19 protein-coding genes are annotated in these 20,803 nt (G+C 75.8%); 4 read left to right on the forward strand and 15 right to left on the reverse strand.

Annotation, left to right across the window (positions count from 1 at the left end):
- Positions 1 to 348 precede the first annotated feature (348 nt).
- Positions 349 to 852: an SRPBCC family protein gene (locus tag O4J56_RS23045; RefSeq protein WP_270688586.1), complete on the forward strand. Its 504-nt coding sequence runs from the start codon at positions 349 to 351 to the stop codon at positions 850 to 852.
- A 179-nt stretch (positions 853 to 1,031) separates the two neighbouring features.
- Here O4J56_RS23045 and O4J56_RS23050 read toward each other — a convergent pair whose 3' ends face one another.
- The gene (locus tag O4J56_RS23050; RefSeq protein ID WP_270688587.1) at positions 1,032 to 2,078 is read right to left on the reverse strand and encodes an aldo/keto reductase; all 1,047 of its coding nucleotides are present in this window, start codon (positions 2,076 to 2,078) and stop codon (positions 1,032 to 1,034) included.
- 141 nt (positions 2,079 to 2,219) lie between these two features.
- Between O4J56_RS23050 and O4J56_RS23055 the strand changes: the two genes are divergently transcribed.
- Positions 2,220 to 3,104, forward strand: coding sequence for a helix-turn-helix transcriptional regulator (locus O4J56_RS23055; protein ID WP_270688589.1), 885 nt, complete (start codon positions 2,220 to 2,222; stop codon positions 3,102 to 3,104).
- Between the two features lie 156 nt (positions 3,105 to 3,260).
- Here O4J56_RS23055 and O4J56_RS23060 read toward each other — a convergent pair whose 3' ends face one another.
- From O4J56_RS23060 to O4J56_RS23120, 13 genes are all read right to left on the reverse strand, one after another.
- Entirely contained in the window at positions 3,261 to 4,685 is a 1,425-nt protein-coding gene (locus O4J56_RS23060; protein WP_270688590.1) for an MFS transporter, read from the reverse strand.
- Positions 4,682 to 5,785, reverse strand: a complete 1,104-nt coding sequence (locus O4J56_RS23065; protein ID WP_270688591.1) for a GNAT family N-acetyltransferase — start codon at positions 5,783 to 5,785, stop codon at positions 4,682 to 4,684. Before O4J56_RS23065 ends, O4J56_RS23060 begins: the two co-directional genes overlap by 4 nt.
- Positions 5,778 to 6,893: a pyridoxal phosphate-dependent aminotransferase gene (locus tag O4J56_RS23070; RefSeq protein WP_270688593.1), complete on the reverse strand. Its 1,116-nt coding sequence runs from the start codon at positions 6,891 to 6,893 to the stop codon at positions 5,778 to 5,780. Before O4J56_RS23070 ends, O4J56_RS23065 begins: the two co-directional genes overlap by 8 nt.
- A gap of 370 nt (positions 6,894 to 7,263) precedes the next feature.
- Positions 7,264 to 8,307: a C-terminal binding protein gene (locus O4J56_RS23075; protein ID WP_270688594.1), complete on the reverse strand. Its 1,044-nt coding sequence runs from the start codon at positions 8,305 to 8,307 to the stop codon at positions 7,264 to 7,266.
- A 27-nt stretch (positions 8,308 to 8,334) separates the two neighbouring features.
- The gene (locus O4J56_RS23080) at positions 8,335 to 9,543 is read right to left on the reverse strand and encodes an iron-containing alcohol dehydrogenase (RefSeq protein ID WP_270688595.1); all 1,209 of its coding nucleotides are present in this window, start codon (positions 9,541 to 9,543) and stop codon (positions 8,335 to 8,337) included.
- Positions 9,540 to 10,694: a phosphonopyruvate decarboxylase gene (gene aepY / locus O4J56_RS23085; protein ID WP_270688597.1), complete on the reverse strand. Its 1,155-nt coding sequence runs from the start codon at positions 10,692 to 10,694 to the stop codon at positions 9,540 to 9,542. The genes O4J56_RS23080 and aepY overlap by 4 nt, the downstream gene beginning before the upstream one ends.
- Positions 10,691 to 11,560: an isocitrate lyase/phosphoenolpyruvate mutase family protein gene (locus O4J56_RS23090; protein WP_270688598.1), complete on the reverse strand. Its 870-nt coding sequence runs from the start codon at positions 11,558 to 11,560 to the stop codon at positions 10,691 to 10,693. The genes aepY and O4J56_RS23090 overlap by 4 nt, the downstream gene beginning before the upstream one ends.
- Positions 11,561 to 11,599: 39 nt before the next feature.
- Complete coding sequence (locus O4J56_RS23095; protein WP_270688600.1) at positions 11,600 to 12,988, reverse strand: helix-turn-helix domain-containing protein; 1,389 nt, start codon at positions 12,986 to 12,988, stop codon at positions 11,600 to 11,602.
- Between the two features lie 71 nt (positions 12,989 to 13,059).
- The gene (locus tag O4J56_RS23100; RefSeq protein ID WP_270688602.1) at positions 13,060 to 14,178 is read right to left on the reverse strand and encodes a GNAT family N-acetyltransferase; all 1,119 of its coding nucleotides are present in this window, start codon (positions 14,176 to 14,178) and stop codon (positions 13,060 to 13,062) included.
- Positions 14,175 to 15,179, reverse strand: a complete 1,005-nt coding sequence (locus O4J56_RS23105) for a GNAT family N-acetyltransferase (protein WP_270688603.1) — start codon at positions 15,177 to 15,179, stop codon at positions 14,175 to 14,177. Before O4J56_RS23105 ends, O4J56_RS23100 begins: the two co-directional genes overlap by 4 nt.
- Positions 15,179 to 16,069, reverse strand: a complete 891-nt coding sequence (locus O4J56_RS23110) for a nucleoside-diphosphate kinase (protein WP_270688605.1) — start codon at positions 16,067 to 16,069, stop codon at positions 15,179 to 15,181. Before O4J56_RS23110 ends, O4J56_RS23105 begins: the two co-directional genes overlap by 1 nt.
- 32 nt (positions 16,070 to 16,101) lie before the next feature.
- Complete coding sequence (locus O4J56_RS23115) at positions 16,102 to 16,872, reverse strand: YqcI/YcgG family protein (RefSeq protein ID WP_270688607.1); 771 nt, start codon at positions 16,870 to 16,872, stop codon at positions 16,102 to 16,104.
- The gene (locus tag O4J56_RS23120; protein WP_270688608.1) at positions 16,869 to 17,624 is read right to left on the reverse strand and encodes a methyltransferase domain-containing protein; all 756 of its coding nucleotides are present in this window, start codon (positions 17,622 to 17,624) and stop codon (positions 16,869 to 16,871) included. Before O4J56_RS23120 ends, O4J56_RS23115 begins: the two co-directional genes overlap by 4 nt.
- A gap of 310 nt (positions 17,625 to 17,934) precedes the next feature.
- Between O4J56_RS23120 and O4J56_RS23125 the strand changes: the two genes are divergently transcribed.
- Entirely contained in the window at positions 17,935 to 18,375 is a 441-nt protein-coding gene (locus O4J56_RS23125) for an HIT family protein (RefSeq protein ID WP_270688610.1), read from the forward strand.
- Positions 18,375 to 19,304, forward strand: coding sequence for a nucleotidyltransferase domain-containing protein (locus O4J56_RS23130; protein WP_270688612.1), 930 nt, complete (start codon positions 18,375 to 18,377; stop codon positions 19,302 to 19,304). The genes O4J56_RS23125 and O4J56_RS23130 overlap by 1 nt, the downstream gene beginning before the upstream one ends.
- Before the next feature lie 21 nt (positions 19,305 to 19,325).
- Here O4J56_RS23130 and O4J56_RS23135 read toward each other — a convergent pair whose 3' ends face one another.
- Positions 19,326 to 20,120, reverse strand: coding sequence for an AfsR/SARP family transcriptional regulator (locus tag O4J56_RS23135; protein WP_270688614.1), 795 nt, complete (start codon positions 20,118 to 20,120; stop codon positions 19,326 to 19,328).
- Between the last annotated feature and the right edge of the window lie 683 nt (positions 20,121 to 20,803).

Raw genomic sequence — 20,803 nt, forward strand, 5'->3', positions numbered from 1 at the left:
ACTCAGGCGGCCCGGCGCCCGGCCGGGGTCCTTGAGCGGGGGGCCAGGTCAGCCGCCCGCCCGGACCCCGAGGAACCCGCCGGACGGCAGGCAGCGCCGGGGAACCACCCGGCTGTCGCCGTCGCCGCCATCAACGGTGACCACCCACACGCGCCGCGCCCGACAGCGCTGTTCCGGACTGGCAGAAACGACAGCACTCCAGCGGATGCGCACGAGTACGGAGACAGGAAGTCGGCGGAAGGCTCTCTGGGTAGTACCGGGGGTGCGGGCGCGGGCGGTTCGATGCGCGCGCCGCCGGCCCGTCCCACGTGGGCAGGGCATCGGGGGAGATCACAGGGGAGGGGACCCATGGACGGGGACGCGTTCGAGTACACGGCCTTCATCGGCACCGGTCCGGAACGGCTCTGGCGAGGGCTCACGGATCCGGAGCTCACGCGGCGCTACTGGGGCGCGGAGCTGCGGACGGACTGGCATCCCGGGTCGACCATCACCTGGGTGGAGCACGGGGCCGAGGTCGACCACCCCGAGCAGGTCGTCCTGGCGGCCGAGCCGCACCGACGGCTGTCCTATACCTGGCACACCTTCACGCCGGAATGGGCCGAGGCCGTCGGGGTCTCTGAGGACCTGCGGTCCGTGCTGGCCGCCGAGACCCGGTCGAAGGCGACGTTCACCATCGACGACCTCGGCCCGGTGGTCCGCCTGAAGCTGGTGCACGACGGCTTCGACCCCGGCAGCACGGTCCTGGAGATGCTGAGCGAGGGGTGGCCCGCCGTGCTCTCCAGCCTCAAGACACTCCTGGAGACGGGCGAGCCCCTCCCCGAGCCGGTGGGTGCGGGCCCAGACGAGGAGTGACCCCGGCGGACGCGGGGCGAGGGCCGGGCGGGAGCGGGTCGGGCCGTCCGCACCGGGCGCTCCCGCCCACCCCGCCCCGGCGCCGCCGAGGGCCGCCCCCGGACCGGCCGCCCCCGGACCGGCCGCCCCCCGCGCGTGCTCGGCCGGACGCCGGGGCCGACCATCCGGGGTGCCACGGGTCAGGGCCGGACCGGGCCGGCCCCGACGCCTGCCGCCGCGATGGCGATGGACACCTCGTCCAGGTCGGTCTCGGTCAGCTCCACCGAGCCCGCCCCGATCCAGCCGTCGATCTGCTCAGGGCGCCGCGCGCCGACGATCGCTCCCGTCACCCCGCGCCACGCCAGGGTCCATGCCACCGCCGCCGCCGGGACCGGGACCCCGTGCCGGTCCGCCACGGTACGCAGCGCCCCCGCGACCGCCAGGCTGCCGCGCAGGCGGTCGGTGAACTCCGGCGACGTCTTCCGCCAGTCGTCGTCCGGAAGCGACGCCACCCGGTCCTTGGTGAAAGCGCCCGTGAGCAGCCCGGAGTGCATGGGCTGGTAGACGATCGCACCTGTGCCGTGGTCGGCGGCCCACTCCAGCTCGGGTGCGGTGTGCCGCGCCAGAGCGGAGAACTGCGGCTGGACCGCGTCCACATGGGCCACCGCCTCGGCCCGGTCGAGCAGCGGCACCCCGTGGTTGGACAGGGCGATCGCCCGCACCTTGCCCTCCGCCTTGAGGTCGGCGAGCGTCCGCCAGTAGTCCTCCAGCTCCACGGCGTCGGGGGAGGACTCCCTCTCCGGGTCCGTGGTGAAGTCCAGCGGCAGCCCGTCGCCCGGCCAGTGCACCTGGTACAGGTCGATGCGCTCGACGCCCAGCCGCCGCAGCGAGTCCTCCACCTCCCGGCGGACCGACTCGGGCCGCAGGATCTTGCGGGGCGGCGCCGCCCGGTCGTTCTCGTCCCAGATCAGCCCGCACTTGGTGAACACGTAGGGCCGCTCGGCCTCGGGGATGCCCGCCAGCGCCTTGCCCACCACCTCCTCGGAGTGGCCCAGGCCGTACACCGGTGCGGTGTCGACCCAGTTCACCCCGGCCTCGACGGCGCGGCGGACCGAGGCGACGGAGTCGGCGTCGTCCTGGGCACCCCAGGCGAAGCTCCAGCCCGCGCCCCCGATCGCCCACGCCCCGAAGCCCACCGCCGTGATGTCCATCCCGGTCGTCCCGAGCGGGCGCGTCGGCACTGCCATGGTCGTCCTCCTCGTCCCCGCCGCGGTCCCTCCGCGGCGGTGCCCAGGCTCGCCCGCGCCGCCGCTCCGGGGAAGCGGCCCGCCGTGCCTGGGCACGGCGTGACCAGGATGCGCCGACGCGGCCCGTGGATACTGGCGGGCATGGACCGACGCACCGAGCTCGGGCGCTTCCTCCGCTCCCGCCGCGCCCGCATCGCCCCGGAGGACGCGGGCGTCCCGCACTTCGGCGGGCGCAGGCGCGTCCCGGGGCTGCGCCGGGAGGAGCTGGCGCAGCTCGCCGGGGTGAGCGTGGACCACTACGTGCGGCTGGAGCAGGGGCGCGGCGTGCACTTCTCCGATGAGGTGCTGGACGCGGTGGCGCGGGTGCTGCGGCTCGACGCGAGCGAACGCCGCCACCTGTACGACCTGGCGCGCCCGGACCCGGCGGCGGGCGCGGCGCCGTCGACGGCGGACGGGGCCGCCCCGGAGCAGGCGGGCGCGGTCCGGTCCGGGCTGCGCCTGCTGGTCGCGTCGATGGGGGACGTCCCGGCCTACGTCCTCGACCACCGCCTGAACGTGGTCGCGTGGAACCCGCTGGTCGCGGAGCTGCTGACGGACTTCGGCGCGCTCCCGCCGGAGCGGCGCAACATCGTGCGGCTGATGTTCCTGGACGAGGCGTTCGCGGAGTTGTACCGCGACCGGGCGCGCAAGGCCGAGGACGTGGTGGCCTTCCTGCGGCTGAACGCCGGCCGCGACCAGGGCGACGCCGGACTGGGCGCGCTGGTCGCGGAGATGTCGCGGGAGAGCCCGCACTTCCGCCGCCTGTGGGCCGACCACCCGGTCAAGGAGAAGACCCACGGCCGGTACGGGTTCCGGCACCCGCTGGTCGGCGAGTTCGACCTGAACTATGAGACGCTCCGGCCGCCCGACGCCCCCAACCTGGTGCTGGTGGCGTACACGGCGGAGGAGGGCTCCCCGGGCGCGCAGGCGCTGGGCCTGCTGGCGTCCCTGTCGGCCATCCGGAAGGCCCAGGAGGCGGACCGCTGACCGTCGGCGCCATGAGGCCAGGACGCTGTGGCGCCATGGCGACCTGTCGGCTCGGCGCCGTGCCGCTTTGACGGCAGGACGCCTTGACCCCATGTCCGCATGTCGACTTATCGCACGACCGAAACCGCCGACCGGCGCCGACAGGTGGGGGGCGGGCTATGCCGGTCCCTCGGACGCCGGGGACGGCCTGGTGCGCTTCTCCTCTCCGCCGTCCGTTCCTCCTCCGCTTCCGTCTCCGCTGCCGTCGTCCATGCGCAGGGCGCGGATGCTGGGCAGCAGCGCCGCCGCCGCGCACATCACCGCCACCGCGCCGCCGCTGGCCATCAGCACGGGGAGCGGGCCGAAGGCGTCCACCGCGGGCCCCATCACCAGCGTCCCCAGCGGCATCAGGCCGTTGAACGCCAGGAACACGATGCTGCCCACCCGGCTCATCAGGTGCTCGGGCACCTTCGCCTGGAGCAGGGACGGGAACAGCGAGTTGAAGAAGTGCAGCCCGACGCCGTAGACGACGGCCATCGCGAAGGCCCCGGGATGGTCCCCGAACACCCCCACCATCAGCAGCGCCGCCGCCATCATCGCCAGCATCGCGAACATCCCCGTGCCGACCCGCACCACCGTCAGCCGCACCAGGATCAGCGCGCCCAGCAGCGCCCCCGCCCCCTCCAGCGCGTAGAACCCGCCGAGGTCGGCCGCCTCCTCGACGCCGCCGGGGGAGAGCACGAAGGGCACCGTGACGTCCAGGCTCCCGGTGAACACCGCGTTGGCCAGCATGCCCACCGCGAACGACACCACCAGCCACCGGTGGCCCAGCACGTAGCCGAAACCGCCCGCGATGTCGGAGAGGACCTTGCGCGGGCCGTTTCCGCCGCCGTCGCCACCCGCGTCACCGGAGCCGTCGGCCGCGGACTCGGGGGTGTCCGCAGCGACCGGGTCGGCTTCGGCGGCGGCCGCCTCCGCCTCCTCTGTGCGCCTGCTCCGTGCGTTGCGGATCGCCAGGATGCACACCGCCGACGCCAGGAACGTCAGCGCGTTGAACCCGAACGCCGCCGCCGCGCCCAGCGCCCCGATGAGCACCCCGCCCAGCATCGGCCCGGCGATCAGCGCGATCTGCTGGCCGACCGAGTTCGCCGAGTTCGCCGCGACCAGCCGGTCCTTGCGCACGATCTCGGTGAGCAGGGCGAACGAGGCGGGCATGAAGAAGCCCTCGCCCACCCCCAGCAGCAGGGCCAGCACGACCACCACCGCCGGGTGCGCCGACAGCAGCACGGCGACGGTGATCGCCCCGGCCGCCGCGAACCGGCCCACGTCGGCGGCGACCATGATCCGCCGCCGGGAGTCCGCCGTGTCCCCCACCGCCCCGCCGTACAGGTAGAACACCAGGGACGGCAGGGTCAGCACCGCGCCCGCCACCGCAAGGCTCCACGGGCTGCCGGTCTCGGTGATGAGGTAGGTGATCAGGGCGATCCGGAACGCGTAGTCGCCCAGCAGGGAGAGCACCCGCCCGGTCCACAGCATCCCGAAGTCGCGCTCGCCGATCACGCCCAGGCGCGACCGGAGCGCCGCCACGCCTCCGCCGCTCATCCCGCGGCCTCCTTCCACACGTCGGCGGCCCGGTCCGCGACCCGCGCGGCCGCCGGGACGAGCCCGAGCAGCGACCCGCGCACCGGGACCGCCGAACAGCCGCGCAGCCGCTTGGCCTCGTCCGCGCCGAGGCCGTAGGAGATGCGCCGGACTCCGGCCTCACGGGCGCGCTCGACGGGGGTGTAGTAGGTGCTCTCGAAGTAGGCGCCGACCGCGCGCGGGTCGTCCTCGTCGGCGCCGGTGTACAGCGCGTGCCAGACGTCGCCGTCCCGCACGAACAGGGTGAAGCCGATGGGCGGCCCGCCGTCCTCCGCGTCGAGCACGACCAGGTCGGTCCTGCCCTCCAGTGCGGCGGCCACCGTCTCCAGCCGCTTCAGCTCGGCACGGTGGTCGGCGGGAAGCCCGTATTTGCGCCGGTTGGCGGTCCTCAGCCCGGCCATCCGGTCGAGCAGGGCCGCGTCCGGCCGCTCGGTGACGCGCACCCGAACCCCGTGCCCGCGCAGGGCCCGGCGTTCGGCCCGCACCGCCGTGCGCCGCTTGGACGGCAGCGCGGCGAGGTACCCGTCGAACCCGTCCTCGGGCACGTCCAGGTAGGCGTCGCCGCCCAGGTCGAACTCGCGCGCCCCGAGTGCACGGGCGGCCCGGTCGAGGGGGGAGTCCGCCTCGGTGTAGGGCAGGGCGACCGCCGCGAGGCCGCGTTCCCGCGCCCATTCCACGACGGCGGCCAGGCCCTCGGCCGCGTCGCCGCGGCCGATCGGGAAGGTGGCGTAGCCGGGGTAGGTCAGCAGCAGGTGCGGGTAGAGGGCGTCCTTGTCCAGGCCGGTGAGCCCGTCCCGCGCCGCCTCGGGGGCGAGCGGCGAGTCCGGGTCGGCGAAGAGCGTGCCCGCGTTGCCCAGGGGGTAGGCACCGGGGTCGGAGACGACGAACCCGCCGATGCCGAACTCCGGGCCGCCGCCGGGGGCCTCTCCCCGGCTGAACCACACCTGCTCTCCCTCGATCCGTCCGGCCATGGCCGTGCTCCACACCTCGTCCGCCAGCAGCGGCGGCGCGGCCGCCCGCCAGGAGGCGGGGTAGGCGGTGTCCACGGTGAGCTCACCCATGCCCGCCGCCCTCCAGCGCGGCGCGCAGCCGGCCCAGACCCGTGTCGAGGCGCTCAGCGGGCAGGGCAAAGGAGAGCCGCACGTGGCCGGGGGCGCCGAAGGCGGCCCCGTCGACCACCGCGACCCGGTGCTCCTCGCGCAGCCACCCGACGGGGTCCCGCCGCGCCGCCTCGGGGGCGCGCTCGGCGAGCCAGCCGGACAGGTCGGGGAAGAGGAAGATCCCGCCCCCGGGTTCCGGGCAGGACACCCCGGGCACGGCGTCCAGGGTCTTGGCGGCCCGGTGCATGTTCTCGGTCAGGGGCCCGCCGACCCGCTCGGGCAGGCCCCGGTCGCGGACCGCCTCGGCGGCGGTGGCCTGCACGGCCGCCGACACCCCGCCGACCAGGTGGGAGGCCAGGCCCTGGGCCCGCTTGAGCAGGCCGCCGGAGGCCAGGGCCCACCCGATCCGCAGCCCGGCCAGCGCGTGGCTCTTGCTCAGCCCGTCGAGCACGGCGCAGTGCTCGGGGAGCGTGCCGAACAGGTCCAGGGCCGACGGGGCGTGCCCGCCGCGCAGCGGAACCCCCCGGTAGACCTCGTCGAAGAGGACGGTGATGCCGTGGTGGCCGGCCCATTCGGCGACGGCGGCCAGCTCCTCGGAGGGGGTGACGGCGCCGTCGGGGTTGCGCGGCGAGTTCACGACGACCGCGCGGGTGGCGGGGGTGCGCGCCGCTTCCAGGTCGGCCGCCCGCACCCCGGTGCCGACGGCTCCGGGCACGGGGACGGCCTTCGCACCGGCCGCGCCGATCACGGTGGGGTAGCTCGCCCAGTAGGGCGTGGGCAGCAGCACCTCGCCGCCTTCGGCGGCGGCGCGGAGCACCACCAGGGCGGCGACCCGGGCGCCGGGGGCGATCAGGACCGCGTCGGGGGGCACCTCGGCCGCGCCTGTGGAGGCGTGCTCGGCGACCAGGGAGCGAAGTTCGGCGCCGCCGGCGGGCGGCGGGTAGGGCTGGTCGTCCCGGCGGGGCGCCGCCGCCCCGCGCTCGGGGTGGACGGGAACGCGCACGTCCCCGGTGGTCAGGGCGATGACGCCGTCCCCATGGGAGACGGCCGCCGTCGGAGAGAGGCTCATGCCGCCGTCCTTTCGTGGTCGTTCTCCGGCCCGTGTCCGCGAGCCGGGCGGGTGTACCGGCGGCCACGCCGGGTGGGGGCGATGCCCTGGCCCGCGACCACGTCGCGGGGCTCCGGCGCGAACCGCCCCACGGTCGTCCGGCCGGCCGGAACCGCTTCACAGCGGCCGAGGACACCGCCGTGCCCGTCCGGGCCCTCGCAGGCGGCGGCCCCGCCCCGATGGCGTCCGCGGAGTCCGCCCACGATGCGCCCCGGCGCCACGGGGCGGTCATCGCCTCGGTCCGAAGCCGCCGTGTGCTCGGTGCGGTCCTGTGCCGCCGTGGACCCTATGGACCGCGGCTCGCGCGCCGTCTCACGGCGGGAGTACGGCATCAGGCCGCCCCTTCCGGGTCCGGCAGCACCCGTCCCACGCGGATCGGGCGGGATGCCAAGGCATCGGCCACCGCTTCGGCCACCCGGCGGCGGCTGCTGTCCTCGGCCTCCTCGGACAGGAAGGCGCGGTGGCTCGTCACCACCGTGCGCGGGTGGGCCAGGACCGGCGCCCACCGCGGGTCGTCGTGCGGGTTCTCCGGGGAGAACACGTCCAGCCCGGCCCCGGCGATGCGCCCCTCCTCCAGCGCCTTGCCCAGCCCCTCGGGGTCGACCAGCGCACCGCGCGCCGCGTTCACCAGGTAGGCGTCCGGCCGCATGCGGGACAGCGCCGCGGCATCGAACATCCCCCGCGTCTCGTCGTTCAGCGGGCAGTGCAGGGTCACCATGTGCGCCTGCCCGAGCAGCTCGTCCAGGTCGTCCACGGCCTGCGCCCCGTACCCCTCGGGCAGGTCGCGGCCGATGTAGGGGTCGTACACCAGCACCCGCCCGTAGAACGCGCCCAGCCGCGCGGCCACCGCCCGCCCGATCCTGCCGAACCCGACCACGCCCAGCGTCCGCCGGTTGGTGCGCCTGGGCACCCCGCCCGCATAGATGTCGAAGGTGCCGCCGGTGAGGCCCTGGTGCTGGGGGACCACGGCCCGCTCCAACGACAGCGCGAGCGCGCTGGTGTGCGCGCTGACCTCGTCCACGCAATAGTCGGGCACGTTGTAGCCGGGGAGCCCGCGCTCGGCGAGGAGCGGGGCGTTGAGGTTGTCCACGCCCACGCCCTGGCGCACCACGGCCCGCAGGCTGGGCCCCACCGCGTCCAGCAGCTCCGGCGTCACCGTGCAGCGGTACACCACCAGCACCTGGGCGCCCCGGGCCCGCTCGGCCAGGTCCGGCACGTCCAGCAGGTAGCGGCCGCCTTCGCGGCGGCCGAAGGCCAGCTCGACGCCGGGCCCCAGGACCTCGGTCTCGACCGTGGCCAGGGCCGGGTCGGCGCCGTCGCCGGACGCCAGCCACGGCGGGTCGGTGTACAGAACGCGGGGTCGGCCGTCAGCCATGGGTCAGCATCCTCTCCGTGTCCTCCGTCATCGCTCCGTCATCGCGCGGAGCACGTCGCGCTCGGTCACCGCGCGCGGGTTGTTGCCAGCGCGCCGGGAGGCCAGCGCCTCCGCCCACCCGCCGTGTTCGGGCACCGACCCCGGCATCCCGCCGAAGGCCAGCACCCGGCCCACCAGGTGCTCCACACCGTCGGCACCGGCGTGGCGGCACGCGCTCCGGACCCGCTCCACCAGGCCGCGCAGCGCTCCGGCGCCGTCCGGGTGCCGGTTGTCCTGTTCGGTCACCGCCCCGTTGTGGCCGACCAGCCAGCGCAGGTGCAGGCCGACCGCGTACCCGTGCGGCACCCCGTGCCCGGCGGTGAGCCCGTAGGAAAGGGCGTGCGCCGCCGTGGTGCGGGTGCGGTCGATGGCCGCCCCGGCCATGAGCGCCCCTTGGGCCAGCTCCTCGCGCAGGCCCGGGTCGGCGAACCCGGCGCCGTCCGTGCCCCCCGTGCCGCCTGCACCGCTCATGCCGCCTGCACCGCCTGTGCCGCCCACTGCGCGGAGCAGCGGCGGCACGACCGTCTCGACCGCGCCGAGCGCCAGCTCCCGCGACGCCTCGGTCCCGGCCACCGACCAGTACGACTCCACGCCCTGGCAGAAGGCGTCCAGCGCGCTCGCGGCCGCCGTGTGCGGCGGCACCGACGCCGTCAGGTCGGGGTCGACCAGCGCGGCGTCGGCCGCGCACTCCGGGTGGTCCAGGGAGCGCTTCCGCCCGCCCTCGTACACCGTGGCGAACCGGGTCAGCTCGCTGCCGGACCCCGAGACGGTGGGAACCAGCACCAGCGTCCGCACCCTCGGCCACCGCACCAGCTCGGGGCTGCGCAGGTGGGCGGAGACATCGGCGCCGCCGGCGCCCGGGGCGGCCAGCACGGCGACCGCCTTGGCGGCGTCCATCGCGCTGCCGCCGCCGATGCCCACCACCGCGTCCGGGGCGAAGCGGCGCGCCGCCGACACCGCCTCGGCGACCTGGTCGACCCCTGGGTTAGGGCGGATCCCGCCGAAGAACCGGACGTCGGGCGCCGCCCGGGCCACCCGCTCGGCCTGTGTCCCGGACCGGAACGAGGACCGCCCGTGCACCACCAGCACCCGGCGCGCCCCGCGCTCCTCCAGCACCTCGCCGAGGGCGTCCAGGGCGCCGCGCCCGAAGCGCACCTCGGTGCGCTCGGACAGGCCCTCCAGCGCGCGCCCGGTCACGCGGTCCCCTCCGCCAGGCGGGCGGAGAACCGTGCGCCGATCTCCTCGACCGTGATCGAGCCCGACGCGCGCTCACCGGCCGAACCGCCCTGCACCCCGCGCACCACCAGCGCGACAGGCCCGGGCGTGCGCATCGCCCTGCGGACGGCCGCCGTCAGCGCCTCGGGGCCGACGGCGTCCGCGCCCGGTGCGCCGCCCGCACCGGTGCCGTCGACGGCCAACGCCTCGCGGTACCCGCAGGCGCGTGCCACCGCCGCCAGGTCGGTCCGGGAGGCCGCGGCGGCCTGCCCGCCGGTCGACTCGTATCCGCCGTTGTCGAAGACGACGTGCACCAGGTTCTCCGGCGCGAAGTGGCCCACCGTGGCGAGCGCCCCCATGTGCATGAGCACCGACCCGTCGCCGTCGAGGACGGCGAACCGCTGCTCGGGCCGGGCGAGCGCGGCGCCCAGGGCCAGGCTCGCGATGTGCCCCATCGACCCCTGCATGTAGAAGTCCCCGTCCCGCCCGCCGAGGTTGAACAGGGCGCGGGACAGGTAGCCCGTCGTGGCCATCAGCCGCGCCTCCCCCGCCTCCGCGAGCACGGCGCGCACCACGTCCTCGCGGGTGAGCGCGCCCGCCCCGGGCGCACCGGGGCCCGCGGCGGCCGGCGCCGCCTCGACCGCCCCCTTGGCGACCAGGATGAACGCCGGGTGCCCGGAGTCCAGGACGGGCTGGGCCTCCTTCAGCAGGGCGGGCAGCTCGGGCCCGCCGGGCCGCAGCGTCCAGTGCGGGATCTCCAGGGAGTCCAGCCAGCGCGGCACCACCCGCCCCATCCACCGGTGCTGCGGCTCGCCCGGCCCGGCCTCGGGCCACCCGCGCATGCTCACCATCGCCAGCAGCCCGATGCGGTACGGCAGTACCAGCGACGTCAGCGGGTTGACGAGGTTGCCGAAGCCGGAGTTCTGCGCGATCACCCCGGCGCGCACCCCCGCCAGGGCGGCCCCGGCGGCGGTCGCCAGCGCCGTCCCCTCGTTGGCGGCGGGCACGTAGTCGATGCCCCCGTAGGACTCCAGCTCCCGGATCGGCGCGCCGAAGTAGGAGCAGGGCACTCCGGAGAGCAGCCCCACCCCGCGTTCGGCGAGCGCGTCCAGGAACGCCCGGCCGCCGATCACGGGGCCGCCTTGAAGTCCGCGGGCATGCGCTGCAGCTCGAACAGCTCGGGCATGGTGGCGATGCCGTCCTCGACGTCTCGCGCCCGCCCCGCCGCCGCCAGCGCGTCGAGGGTGGAGGTGACGCCGCTGACCGCCGCGCGCAGCCCGTGGTTGGCGTAGATGACGATGCGGTACCCGGCGTCGAACAGCTCCCGCTCGTGCACCTGCCCGTAGGTGGTGGGCACCGCCACCAGCGGGACGCCGCCGTCCCAGCGCGCGCCGAACTCCAGGATGTCGTCGGGGCGGGTGCTCTTGCTGTGCACCAGCACCGCGTCGGCCCCGGCGGCGGCGTAGGCGCGGGCCCGCTCCAGCGCCTCGGGCACGCCCTGCCCGGCGATCAGCGCCTCGGTGCGGGCGATGAGCAGGAAGTCGGGGTCGGTGCGGGCCTGCAGCCCCGACTTGAGCTTCAGCGCGAACTCCTCGGTGGGGACGAGGTCGTGCGCGGTCCGCGCGAAGCTGTTCATCTTCGGGAAGACCTTGTCCTCGATGCAGATCGCCGCCGCTCCGCGCCGCTCGAAGCGGCGCAGGGCGTGCGCCACGTTGAGTGGGCCGCCGAAGCCGGTGTCGCAGTCGGCGATGACCGGCAGGTCCACCGCGGCGTCCATGGCCTCGGCGGCGTCGACGAACTCGGCCAGCCCGAGCAGGCTGGCGTCGGGCAGGCCCTGGCTGGCGGACAGCTCGAAGCTGGAGGACCACACCGCCTCGAAGCCCGCGCGTTCGGCGAGCCGGGCGGTGAGCCCGTTGTGCGCCCCGACGGCGCGCACGGGGTCCGCGCCTTCCAGGAGCCGTCGGAGCCGTTCCGGTTTGGAGGTGGGTCGTTCAGGCAACGCTCGCTTCCTTTCACGCTCGGCCGCCCGCGGGCGGGCTCAGTACCAGAGCCGGTCCTCGGCGACGTACCGGTCGATGCCGTCGGCCGCCATGGCCCCCAGGGCGAACCGCACGTCGGGGGTGACCGCGCCGCGGATGCGCAGGAGCAGCAGGCGCGGCGCCGGGCCGCCCTCGGGCGCCGCCAGGGACAGCGGGACCCCGGGGACGGCGTAGGCGGAGTCGCCCGGCTCCAGCCGCTCGGTATGACTGCGGCCGTCGCGGGTCCAGGAGGCGGTGACCGGGGCCTCCCCCAGGACGTAGGCGTACTGGTGCTGGTGGGTGGTGAGCGGCGGCCCGCCCTCCTCCCGGGTGAGGACCTCCACCTCCAGGGCGCTGGTGTGGGGGTGCAGGGGGTCGCCCGCGAGTTCGGCGATGCGGTAGGCCGGGCGGCGGGCGTCGGGGTAGGTCCACCGGCGCACGCCGGCGCCCTTGCGCACGCTCACCCCGTCGTGGGCCCGGGTGGCGGGGGCCAGCAGCTCCCGGACCGGGACGCCCAGGGCGGGGGCGAGCGCCGCCAGTTCGGACCACTCGGCCCGCCCGGCGCCCGTGCACAGGGTGTGGACACGGTCGGGCGACAGGCCGCTGCGCCGGGCCAGCTCCTCGGCGGACATGGCGCGCGCCCGCAGGAACGACGCGAGCAGCGCCCCGTCGGCGCCGCTGGGCAGGGCCAGGTCCCGGGCCGCGTCCGTGCCGAGGGCGGCGATCTCCCGCTGGGCGTCGCCGGTGAGGTCCCCGCCGTAGGTCAGGGCGAGGATGTAGGCGGGCTCGGCGTCGCTGCGGGCGGCGAAGGAGTGCGGGCCGAACGGCAGCCCCCACACCGAGTCCCCGGTGGTCATCGGCACGCAGTGCCGGACGCCCTCCCACTCGTGGTAGTAGTTCACCGGCCCGACGAAGTAGGTGAACTGGTAGAGCAGGTGCCCCTTGTTCCACTCGACGGCCGGGTTGTCCGGCGCGTCGTCGTCCACCGTCCGCAGCATGCGGATCCACTCGGGCCGGTAGGAGGACAGCCTGGACATCGCGGTGTCCCGGTACTCGTAGTAGGGGCCGCCGCCGCGTTCGATCACGCGGGAGGTGGCGGCCGACTCCTTGGCGCGGCAGACGCGCACCCCGGTCGGGGCGTCGTCGCGCACCGGGAGCAGGTCGCGCTCGTTGACCGGCCAGACGCGGGCGGCGCGCTCGATCAGCTCCCAGGTGACCGGCCGGCGGCCTGAGGTGTACTCGGCGAACGCGCCCGGGGCCAGGGAGAGGTCGGCCTCGGCGTCGCGGTCGTTGCGCTTCAGGTCGTTGGCGGTCGAGCGCAGCAGGGCGGCGGCCCTGGCCTGCAGGTCGTCGCCGAGGGCGGACCCGGGCACGGTTTCGGACGCCGGGTCGGACGCGGTGTCGGGCATGCGGACCTCCATCTCGGTTCCCGGTGGGGGCGGGCGGCGCGGGGCGCCGGGGCGGGCGGGGGACGGCGCGGTCAGGGCGGGGCCGGGGCCGCCGCGACCGGTTCGGACAGCGCGGCGGCGGCCCGCCGGAGCTCGTCGGCGTGCGCGGGCTCCAGGGCGACGGCGTGGCCGCGCAGCGGAGCCGGGGTGCAGCCGCGCAGCACCTTCCCCCGCGTGTGCCCGATGCCGTAGTCGATCTCGTCCAGGAGCGACCGCCCCGTGTGGTCGACGATCGCGTAGTAGGCGGCCATGAAGTGCGCGAACGGCAGCCGCTCGGCGGCCTCGGAGGCGCCGGTGTAGACGACGTGCATCGTCCGCCCGGTGCGCACGGCGATGCAGCTGGACACCAGCTCCCCGTCGTGGCGGGCGCCGTAGGCGGTCAGGTCGGTGCCGAACTCGGCGAGGAGCCGTTCCAGCCGCCCCCGCTCGGCATCGGCGTCGGCGCGCTGGCCATAGCGCTCCAGTAGGGAGCACCGGCCCTGGAGGATGCGGTCGAAGTCGGATCGCGGGTCGACCCGCACGGCCTCCACCCCCGCCTCCTCGGCGCGGCGCCGCTCCCGCCGCACCTCGCGGCGGCGGCCCGGGGCCAGACCGGCCAGGTAGGACTCCCAGCCGTCCCACCACACCGGCATCGCGCACCGCTCGGTCAGCGGGAAGGACACACCGCCGAGCCCGGCCACCGCCTCCTCGACCGCGGCACCGCGCGTGTACAGCACGTACAGCGCCGCCATCCCGTTGGCGCGCCCCCACTCCGCTGCGCCGCTCAGGCACCGGCCGACCGCATCGGCCCGCTCGGCACGGCGGCCCGCCGGGTCGCCCAGGTACCCGGGGGCCACCAACACCAGCGCGGGCAGCGCGCGGCCGGGCGCCTCCGGCAGCTCCTCAAGCCGCCGCGCCCGCCGCACGGGGTCGGGGACCGGGAACACCGGCGGGTCGCGCCAGAGGACGGCGCGGGGGTTGTACGCCTCGTAGGCGTCCGGGTCGGTGACAACGGCGCCGAAGAACCCCACATCGGCGCCGTCGACGACGGTGTGCGGTGCGCCGGGCAGTCGCCCGCCCATCGCCCGCAGCCAGGCGGGGCTCTGCAGCGGGGAGCCGTGCTCCAGCAGGGACCAGGCCTTCTCGTCGAACCCGGGGACGACGGCGGTCATCCGACCACCCGCCCCAGGCGCACCTGCCGCAGCCCGTACCGGGTCTTGAACTCGTCGTTGCGCCGCCCGAACTCCAGCACGGGCCGTCCCGTGCCCAGTCCCGCCTCCATCTCGGCGGCGAAGAGCACGTACTGCGGGCTCCAGTTCAGCTCGTCCGGGTAGAGGCTCCCGCCCGCCCAGAAGTGCGCCGAGCGCCGGTCCAGCAGGCAGATGGAGGCGGCGAGCAGGGTGCCGTCCAGCTCCAGGCGCAGGATGCGGCAGTCCTCGCCGAGCGCGCGCAGCAGGGCCTCCAGCTCGTCGGGCGGGTAGTAGCCCGGGGCGTGCTTGTCCGCGGTGGCCAGGCACAGGTCGAGCACGTCCCGCCGCAGCGCCCGGTCGGGGGTGTCGAACCGGACCACCGCGCCCGCGTCGGCGGCGCGCCTGCGGTAGAGGCGCATGGTGCGGCGGGAGGAGCGGCCCACCCCGGCCAGGTGGTCGTCCACCGACGCCGGCCCCGGGTCGCGGGGCAGCCGGTAGCGGGGCGTGGTCTCCTGGAGCTCCAGCCCGATCCCCTCCAGCGCCGAGGCCAGCTCCCCGCCGAGCGGGATGTTGACCAGGCCCCAGGTGTCGGCCCCGGTGTCGGCGGCCAGGTCCGCCAGCGCCTCCCACAGCGGCCCGACCAGGCCGGGGCCGACGGGCAGGCGGGAGGGCAGCACCGTGTCGTAGCAGTGCCACATGTGCCCGGCCAGGATCCGGACGGCGGGGGCGTCCGGGTCGGCCGCGAAGGGGTCGGCGGTGTGCGCGAGGTAGAGCGGCAGCACCGCCGCCGGTTCCCCGGCCCCGTCCCGGGCCACCAGGTAGAAAGCCTTGGACCCGGCGGTCAGCGGCCGCTCCTCGATGCTCCGGAGGAAGGCGTGGCCGTAGAAGGCGGGGGCGCCCGCGGCCAGCCGCTCCCAGGCGCCGCGCCCGATGCCCCCGATCGCGTCCTCGACGGTGACGCGCACCCGTGCCGCGGTCCCCATCAGGCCGCCGCCTCCGCCTCGGCGGCCGCGCCGCCGCGCGCGGGCGGGAAGTACAGCGAGGTCTCCAGGACCAGGTGCTCCCAGGCGTCGGGGCGCACCCCGATCCGCTCCAGCTCCTCCAGCACGGTGCGCATCCGCACCCGCTCCTGCCAGTCGGGGGTGAACTCGCAGCGCAGGACCTCGGCCAGCGGTCCGCGCACGTGCCCGGCCACCAGGTCGGCCAAGGCGTCCCCGGCGCCGGGGCGGCCGAGCGCGCCCCTGTCGGGGAAGGCGGCGCCGGCCCGGGTGCGCACCCCGGCGGGCAGGTCCTCCCAGAGCGCCAGCAGCGCCCGGGTGCGCACCCCGGCCAGGACGTCGTCGAAGCCCCGGCGCTCCTCGGCCCCGCCGCCGCCCAGCCCGCACAGGTAGGCGGCGTCCGCCCCGCCCGCGTCGGCGGGGGACAGGCCGAACACCGCGGCCTCGCGCGCCGACTCCTGCGGCCCGTCCGAGGAGTGCATCAGCCCCAGCACGCTGTTGACGGCGCCGAAGTCGGCGCGGATGGTGCCCGGGGCGGCGCGGTGCGGGTGCTGGTGGCCCTTGCGCTCGGCGAGCGCCCGGTGCGGGTCGGCGTGCCGGTCGGCGCCCCGGCACAGCAGCGCCAGCGACGGGCCGGACGAGAACAGGGCGTCCACCAGCCGGTAGCGCCAGGTCTGCCACTGGCCCGCGATCACGTCGGCGTACAGGTCGTCGATCATCTCCGGGTCGGCGCGCACCAGGCGCGCCGCCGCCGGGCGGAAGCCCTCGGCGGCCAGGCGCTCGGCCATCCGCCCCTGCAGCCCCCGGTGCAGCGCGTCCGGGCTGAGCAGCACGAACACGTGCCGCTCCCAGAAGCGCTCATCGGTCTGGCCCATGGTTGCTCCTCTCTGCGCGTGGACGCCCCCGGTCAGGGGGCGGCCCGGCCGGGGCGCCGGGACGCGGGCGGGCGGAAGGGGCACGCCTGCGGGTCGGCGACCGCCGTGTCGTCGGGAAGCGCGTACTGGCGCCACTTGTGGGTGGAGGACCGGCGGGGGTCGCCCATGTGGGGGTGCGGGGCGACGGTGTCGTAGCCGGCCAGCCCGGCGCGGATCCGGCGCTTGGCCGACCGCCCGGCCGGGGTCGACCCGCCGATGCCCTCGAAGACGCGGCGGGTCTGGAAGACGAGGGTCAGGCAGGGGCCCAGATCCCGGCTGCGGCGGGCGCCGTAGGCGGGGCTGCCCATGAAGGTGAACCACGGCTCCCCGGCGAAGCACCACTGCCAGGCGGGGTCGGCCGGGTCCTCCGGGACGTCGGAGGGCCACGGGTCACGGTCCCGTTCACTCAGGCCCTCCAGCAGCGCCCAGAACCGGCCCGTGTCCTCCTCCAGGGACGCCTTCGCGCGCGGTGGGCCCGCGAAGACGATGAGCGACTTGCGGGGCGCCCCGGTCCAGGCCTCGTCGCGGAAGGCGCGCACGGTGCGGGCCAGGGCGTCCAGCCCGAACCCGGGGAGGCGGTCGTCGACGGCGGCGAAGCGGTTGTCGCCCCGGCGCTGACCGCGCACCCCGAAGTAGCAGGGGTGCTCCGGCCCGGTGGCCGTCATCCGGGCGTCGAAGTCCGCGTGCGCGTCCACCAGCCAGTCCCAGGGGGCGGTGGCCCGGTCGGCGGCGGCGACCTCCTCCGACCTCCACGGCGCGCTCATCGCCCGTCCCCCTGCGCCTGGGCCAGCACCACGGCGGTCCGTCCGTCGGCGCGCAGCGGCCCCCGGGAGAAGTCGCCCCACATGTCCAGCAGGCGCCACCCGGTCGCCCGCAGGTCCTCGGGGATGTCCTCGGGCCACAGGAAGCGGAACGGCAGCGGCGGCCCGTGCACGCGGTCGGCCACCGCGCCCGAGGCGTCCAGCCGCTCGAAGCGGATGCCCAGTTCGACGCGGCCGTCGGCCAGGTCCACCACACGGGTGGTGTCCTCCCAGCGCACCGCCGGGTCGGCGAAGCGCTCGACGACCACCGAGTCGCGCGCGGCCAGCTTGGCCGGGTCGGGCAGGGCCGCGTCGAAGGCCAGCAGGCCGCCCGGCTCGGTGTTGGCGCGCACGTTGTCCAGCACCCGGCGCAGGTGGCCGCGGGTGGCGACGTGATTGAACGTGTTGAGCGCGGCGTAGGACAGCGCCGCGGGCGCCGGGAGGGTGTACTCGGCCAGGTCCGCCTCGATGAGGCGGATCCCGTCGCCGACGCGCTCGCGGCACCGTTCCAGGGCCCGGCCGGAGCCGTCGACGCCGGTGCCGGGGCGGACGGTCCGGGCGACGCGGCCGTCGCCGATGCCGAGTTCGGCCACCGGCCCCCGCACACCCTGGGCCAGGCCGCGGTAGAAATCGGCGTCGGGCAGGTCGATCCGGTCATTGACCTCGGCGAAGCGGTCGGCCAGCAGCTCGAAGGCCATGAGTTCCTCGGTGGGCACGGCACCTCCTGCGGGAAGGGACGCCGAACACCCTGCCAATCGGCCCTTGACAGGGCCTTGCATTCCTCATGACAGCCACTTGCACTCGAGGCCGGAAGGCGATTTCCCATTCCGCCCTGGACGGCTCCCCAGCGGTCGGGTAGGAAGGGGTGGACGAACGGGGCGCCCGAATTCCCGACCCCGCCGCAAGGAAAAGGGAAAGGGAACGGATTCCGCCGGAACGCGAAATCGGAAGGGCGCCCCTGAATTCCGGCCCCAGAAATCCGTTGATTGGGTGGTGATCGTGGCGGACTGCATCATGTGCCGCGGCGTGGACGCTGACCCGGACCTGATGCGGGTCCAGGTGTGGGAGGACGAGAACTGGAGGCTGACCACGGCCGTCGTCGGCGAGGCCCCCGGCTTCTCCTTCCTGGAGCCCAAGCGGCACATCCGCTATGTGCACGAGCTCGACGGCGAGGCCGCGGCGACGTTCGGCCCGGTCCTGGCCGAGAGCACCGCCGCCATCAAGGAGGCCACCGGCGCCGAGCTGGTGTACGTCTACATCTTCGGCGGCTCCTTCGACCACCTGCACGTCCACCTGGCGCCGCAGACCGCGGACGGCCCCTTCAACGACTGCATGCTCAAGGGCGCGATCGTGGAGAAGGTGCTGGACAACGGGGCGGTGGTGCAGAGCAGCGAGGACTACCCGCTGCTGCCCGACGCCGACCTGCACGCCGCGGCCGAGGCGATCCGCGCCGCGCGGAGCCGCTGATGGGCGCCCCCGCCGCAGCGACCGCCGCCGAGGCGCTGCGCTCCCTGCCCGGCGGCGTGGTGCAGGCGCTCGCCGCCCGCGGCATCGCCCCGCGCGACCTGGAGGACGCCCGCGTCCTGGACCCGCGGCCCGCGCAGGCGGTGCTGCTCACCGGCTCCTACGCCACCGGGGAGTTCAACCCCACCTCCGACCTGGACCTGCTGGTGCTCACCGACGGGTCCGCCCCCGCCCGGCCGCCGGGCGCCACCAACCACCCCTCCACCTTCGGCGACAGCTTCGACACGGTCGTGGGCGGCCTGGTGGTCAACACCGAGTACGTGGACCGGTCCCGAGCCGACGAGCTCTCCCGGGTGGACGCCGTCGCCGCCGGTGCCGCCGGCCCGACCGACGGCGCGGCCGCGCCCCCGGACCTGCCCAACCTCCAGCCGCTGGAGGTGCGGCTGGTCCAGCGGCTGACCATCGGGGTCCCCCTGTACGGCGGCCGCCTGGTCGACCGGCTCCGCCCGCGCCTGGGCGAGGAGACCGTGCGCGCGTCGGCGGCGGCCCTGAACTTCGTGATGGCGCTGAGCCTGCTGGAGGACACCACGGTGCTGCCGTCCCCGGCGCGGGAGCTGATGTGCCGCACCGCGGGCGAGGCGCTCCTGCTCAGCGCGGTGAACGCCTTCGGGCCGATCACCTACGACGTCAAGCACCTGTGCTCGCGGGCCGCCGCGCTGGCCGCCCGTCCGGGGGCTCCGGCGGTCGCCGCCGACCACGAGCGCGCCCTGTTCGCCGACCGCCTCCCGCACGCCGAGGCGCTCGACCTGCTCCTCGGGCACGCCGAGGACCTGTACGCACTGCTGGCGGGCGGCGGCGCGCCCGACGCCGTCGTGCCGATGCTGCGGCCCTTCCGCGGCCAGTGGGAGTGGGCGGGGCGGACCTTCGCCTGAGGACCCGCCCCGCCCGGGGCGTCACACCCGGCGCCGGATGATGTCCAGGTGCGCCCGGGACAGCTCGGGGGAGACGTCGAGGCCGAGCTCCTCCACCAGCCGTGAGCGCGTCTGGCGGAACACCTCCACCGCCTCGGCCTGCCGCCCGTCGGCGTACAGCGTGTACATCAGGCGGGCGGCCAGGCGCTCGCGCATCGGGTTCTCCTCCCACGCCTGGCGGAGCAGCGGGTCGGCCCCGCCGTCGCGGAGCCGCAGCCGCGCCCCGGCCCGCTCCTCCAGGACGGTGAGCCGCAGCGCGCCCAGCCGGTCCGCCTCGTGCCGGGCGAACGCGTACTCGTGCAGGTCGGCGAAGGGGGAGCCGGCCCACATGTCCAGTGCGCGGTCGAAGTGGCCCACGGCGTCGCCGGGCCGGCCCCGCCGCAGATCAGCGAAGCCCTCGTCGGCGGCCCGCTCGAAGCGGGCCGCGTCCACTGCGGAGCGCGGAAGGCACAGGCGGTAGGCCGAGCCCCGGCGCCGCAGCGCCTCCTTGCCCCCGAGCTGGGCGCGCAGCCGCGACACGTAGCTGTGCAGGGAGACCTTCACCGAGGGGGGCGGGGCGTCCCGCCAGACCTCGTCGACGATCTCGTCCGCGGAGACGTGCCGTCCCAGGTTCGCCAAGAGGATCCCCAGGATCGCGCGCTGTTTCTGCCCTCCCAGGGCCAGGGGGACCCCGTCGCGCGCGGCCTCCACGGCCCCGAGGACCCGGACGTCGATGTGGAGGCCGTTTCGCTCGCCCTCGTTCCGAGGAGCGGGATGCGTCACGTACATGGCGTCCATCGCGCCTTTCGTTCAATGTCCGTGCTGCGGTACCGCACGGGATCGCCGTGCGGGATCGTCGCCCCCGTCCGGAGCAGGTACCGCTCCGGTCGGGCACCTGAAAAGCGTCGGGCACCGCGGCGCGGACGCATTGGCGGCGACCGGGGCGCCCCCTGGCGCCCCACCCCCGTTGCCCCGCCCGCTCGGCCGCACGATTTCTTACCGGATAATCAATTCATGAACTGTGCATTAATTCGCGGTTATTGAGCATTATGTCAGGGTTGCGTAGGGCCTCGACGGGAACAAGGGCCGAGGCCGATGACGGTCATCGGCTTTAATCGCACCGGATCCAGGGAATGACGGTGCTTCCATGCCCGTGCCGGGGGACGGGCCGCCGTCCGCGCGCCCCCCGTCCGGCGGCGGCGGGGTGCGCCCCCGGCCACCGGCGCGCACCCGGCCCTGCGGCCGTGCGCCGCGATCACTCATGGGGACGCCGAACCCGCAGAGCGCCATAACGGCATGACCACATGTCGACATGCCTCTCCTCCGAAACCCGGGCCACCCTGTCGCGGGTCCCGCGTGGCACCGGCCGGTTCCGGCCCGGTTCGGCCGGCTGTACATGGCCGCCATCGCGCCCTTCCGGTACGCCGTCGTCCACCCGGCGCTGATCTCCCGGTGGGAACGGTCCTGGCGGGCGCGGCAGA

The sequence above is a fragment of the Nocardiopsis endophytica genome (assembly GCF_027706725.1).
Lineage (GTDB): Bacteria > Actinomycetota > Actinomycetes > Streptosporangiales > Streptosporangiaceae > Nocardiopsis_A > Nocardiopsis_A endophytica.

Bases quoted from the DNA above. Each gene is read 5' to 3' on its own strand.
- O4J56_RS23095 (WP_270688600.1), bottom strand. From the start codon at position 12,988: ATGCCCGACACCGCGTCCGACCCGGCGTCCGAAACCGTGCCCGGGTCC.
- O4J56_RS23070 (WP_270688593.1), bottom strand. From the start codon at position 6,893: ATGAGCCTCTCTCCGACGGCGGCCGTCTCCCATGGGGACGGCGTCATC.
- O4J56_RS23100 (WP_270688602.1), bottom strand. From the start codon at position 14,178: ATGACCGCCGTCGTCCCCGGGTTCGACGAGAAGGCCTGGTCCCTGCTG.
- O4J56_RS23075 (WP_270688594.1), bottom strand. From the start codon at position 8,307: ATGGCTGACGGCCGACCCCGCGTTCTGTACACCGACCCGCCGTGGCTG.
- O4J56_RS23115 (WP_270688607.1), bottom strand. From the start codon at position 16,872: ATGAGCGCGCCGTGGAGGTCGGAGGAGGTCGCCGCCGCCGACCGGGCC.
- O4J56_RS23110 (WP_270688605.1), bottom strand. From the start codon at position 16,069: ATGGGCCAGACCGATGAGCGCTTCTGGGAGCGGCACGTGTTCGTGCTG.
- O4J56_RS23060 (WP_270688590.1), bottom strand. From the start codon at position 4,685: ATGAGCGGCGGAGGCGTGGCGGCGCTCCGGTCGCGCCTGGGCGTGATC.
- O4J56_RS23135 (WP_270688614.1), bottom strand. From the start codon at position 20,120: ATGGACGCCATGTACGTGACGCATCCCGCTCCTCGGAACGAGGGCGAG.
- O4J56_RS23130 (WP_270688612.1), top strand. From the start codon at position 18,375: ATGGGCGCCCCCGCCGCAGCGACCGCCGCCGAGGCGCTGCGCTCCCTG.
- O4J56_RS23045 (WP_270688586.1), top strand. From the start codon at position 349: ATGGACGGGGACGCGTTCGAGTACACGGCCTTCATCGGCACCGGTCCG.
- O4J56_RS23105 (WP_270688603.1), bottom strand. From the start codon at position 15,179: ATGGGGACCGCGGCACGGGTGCGCGTCACCGTCGAGGACGCGATCGGG.
- O4J56_RS23050 (WP_270688587.1), bottom strand. From the start codon at position 2,078: ATGGCAGTGCCGACGCGCCCGCTCGGGACGACCGGGATGGACATCACG.
- O4J56_RS23065 (WP_270688591.1), bottom strand. From the start codon at position 5,785: ATGGGTGAGCTCACCGTGGACACCGCCTACCCCGCCTCCTGGCGGGCG.
- O4J56_RS23055 (WP_270688589.1), top strand. From the start codon at position 2,220: ATGGACCGACGCACCGAGCTCGGGCGCTTCCTCCGCTCCCGCCGCGCC.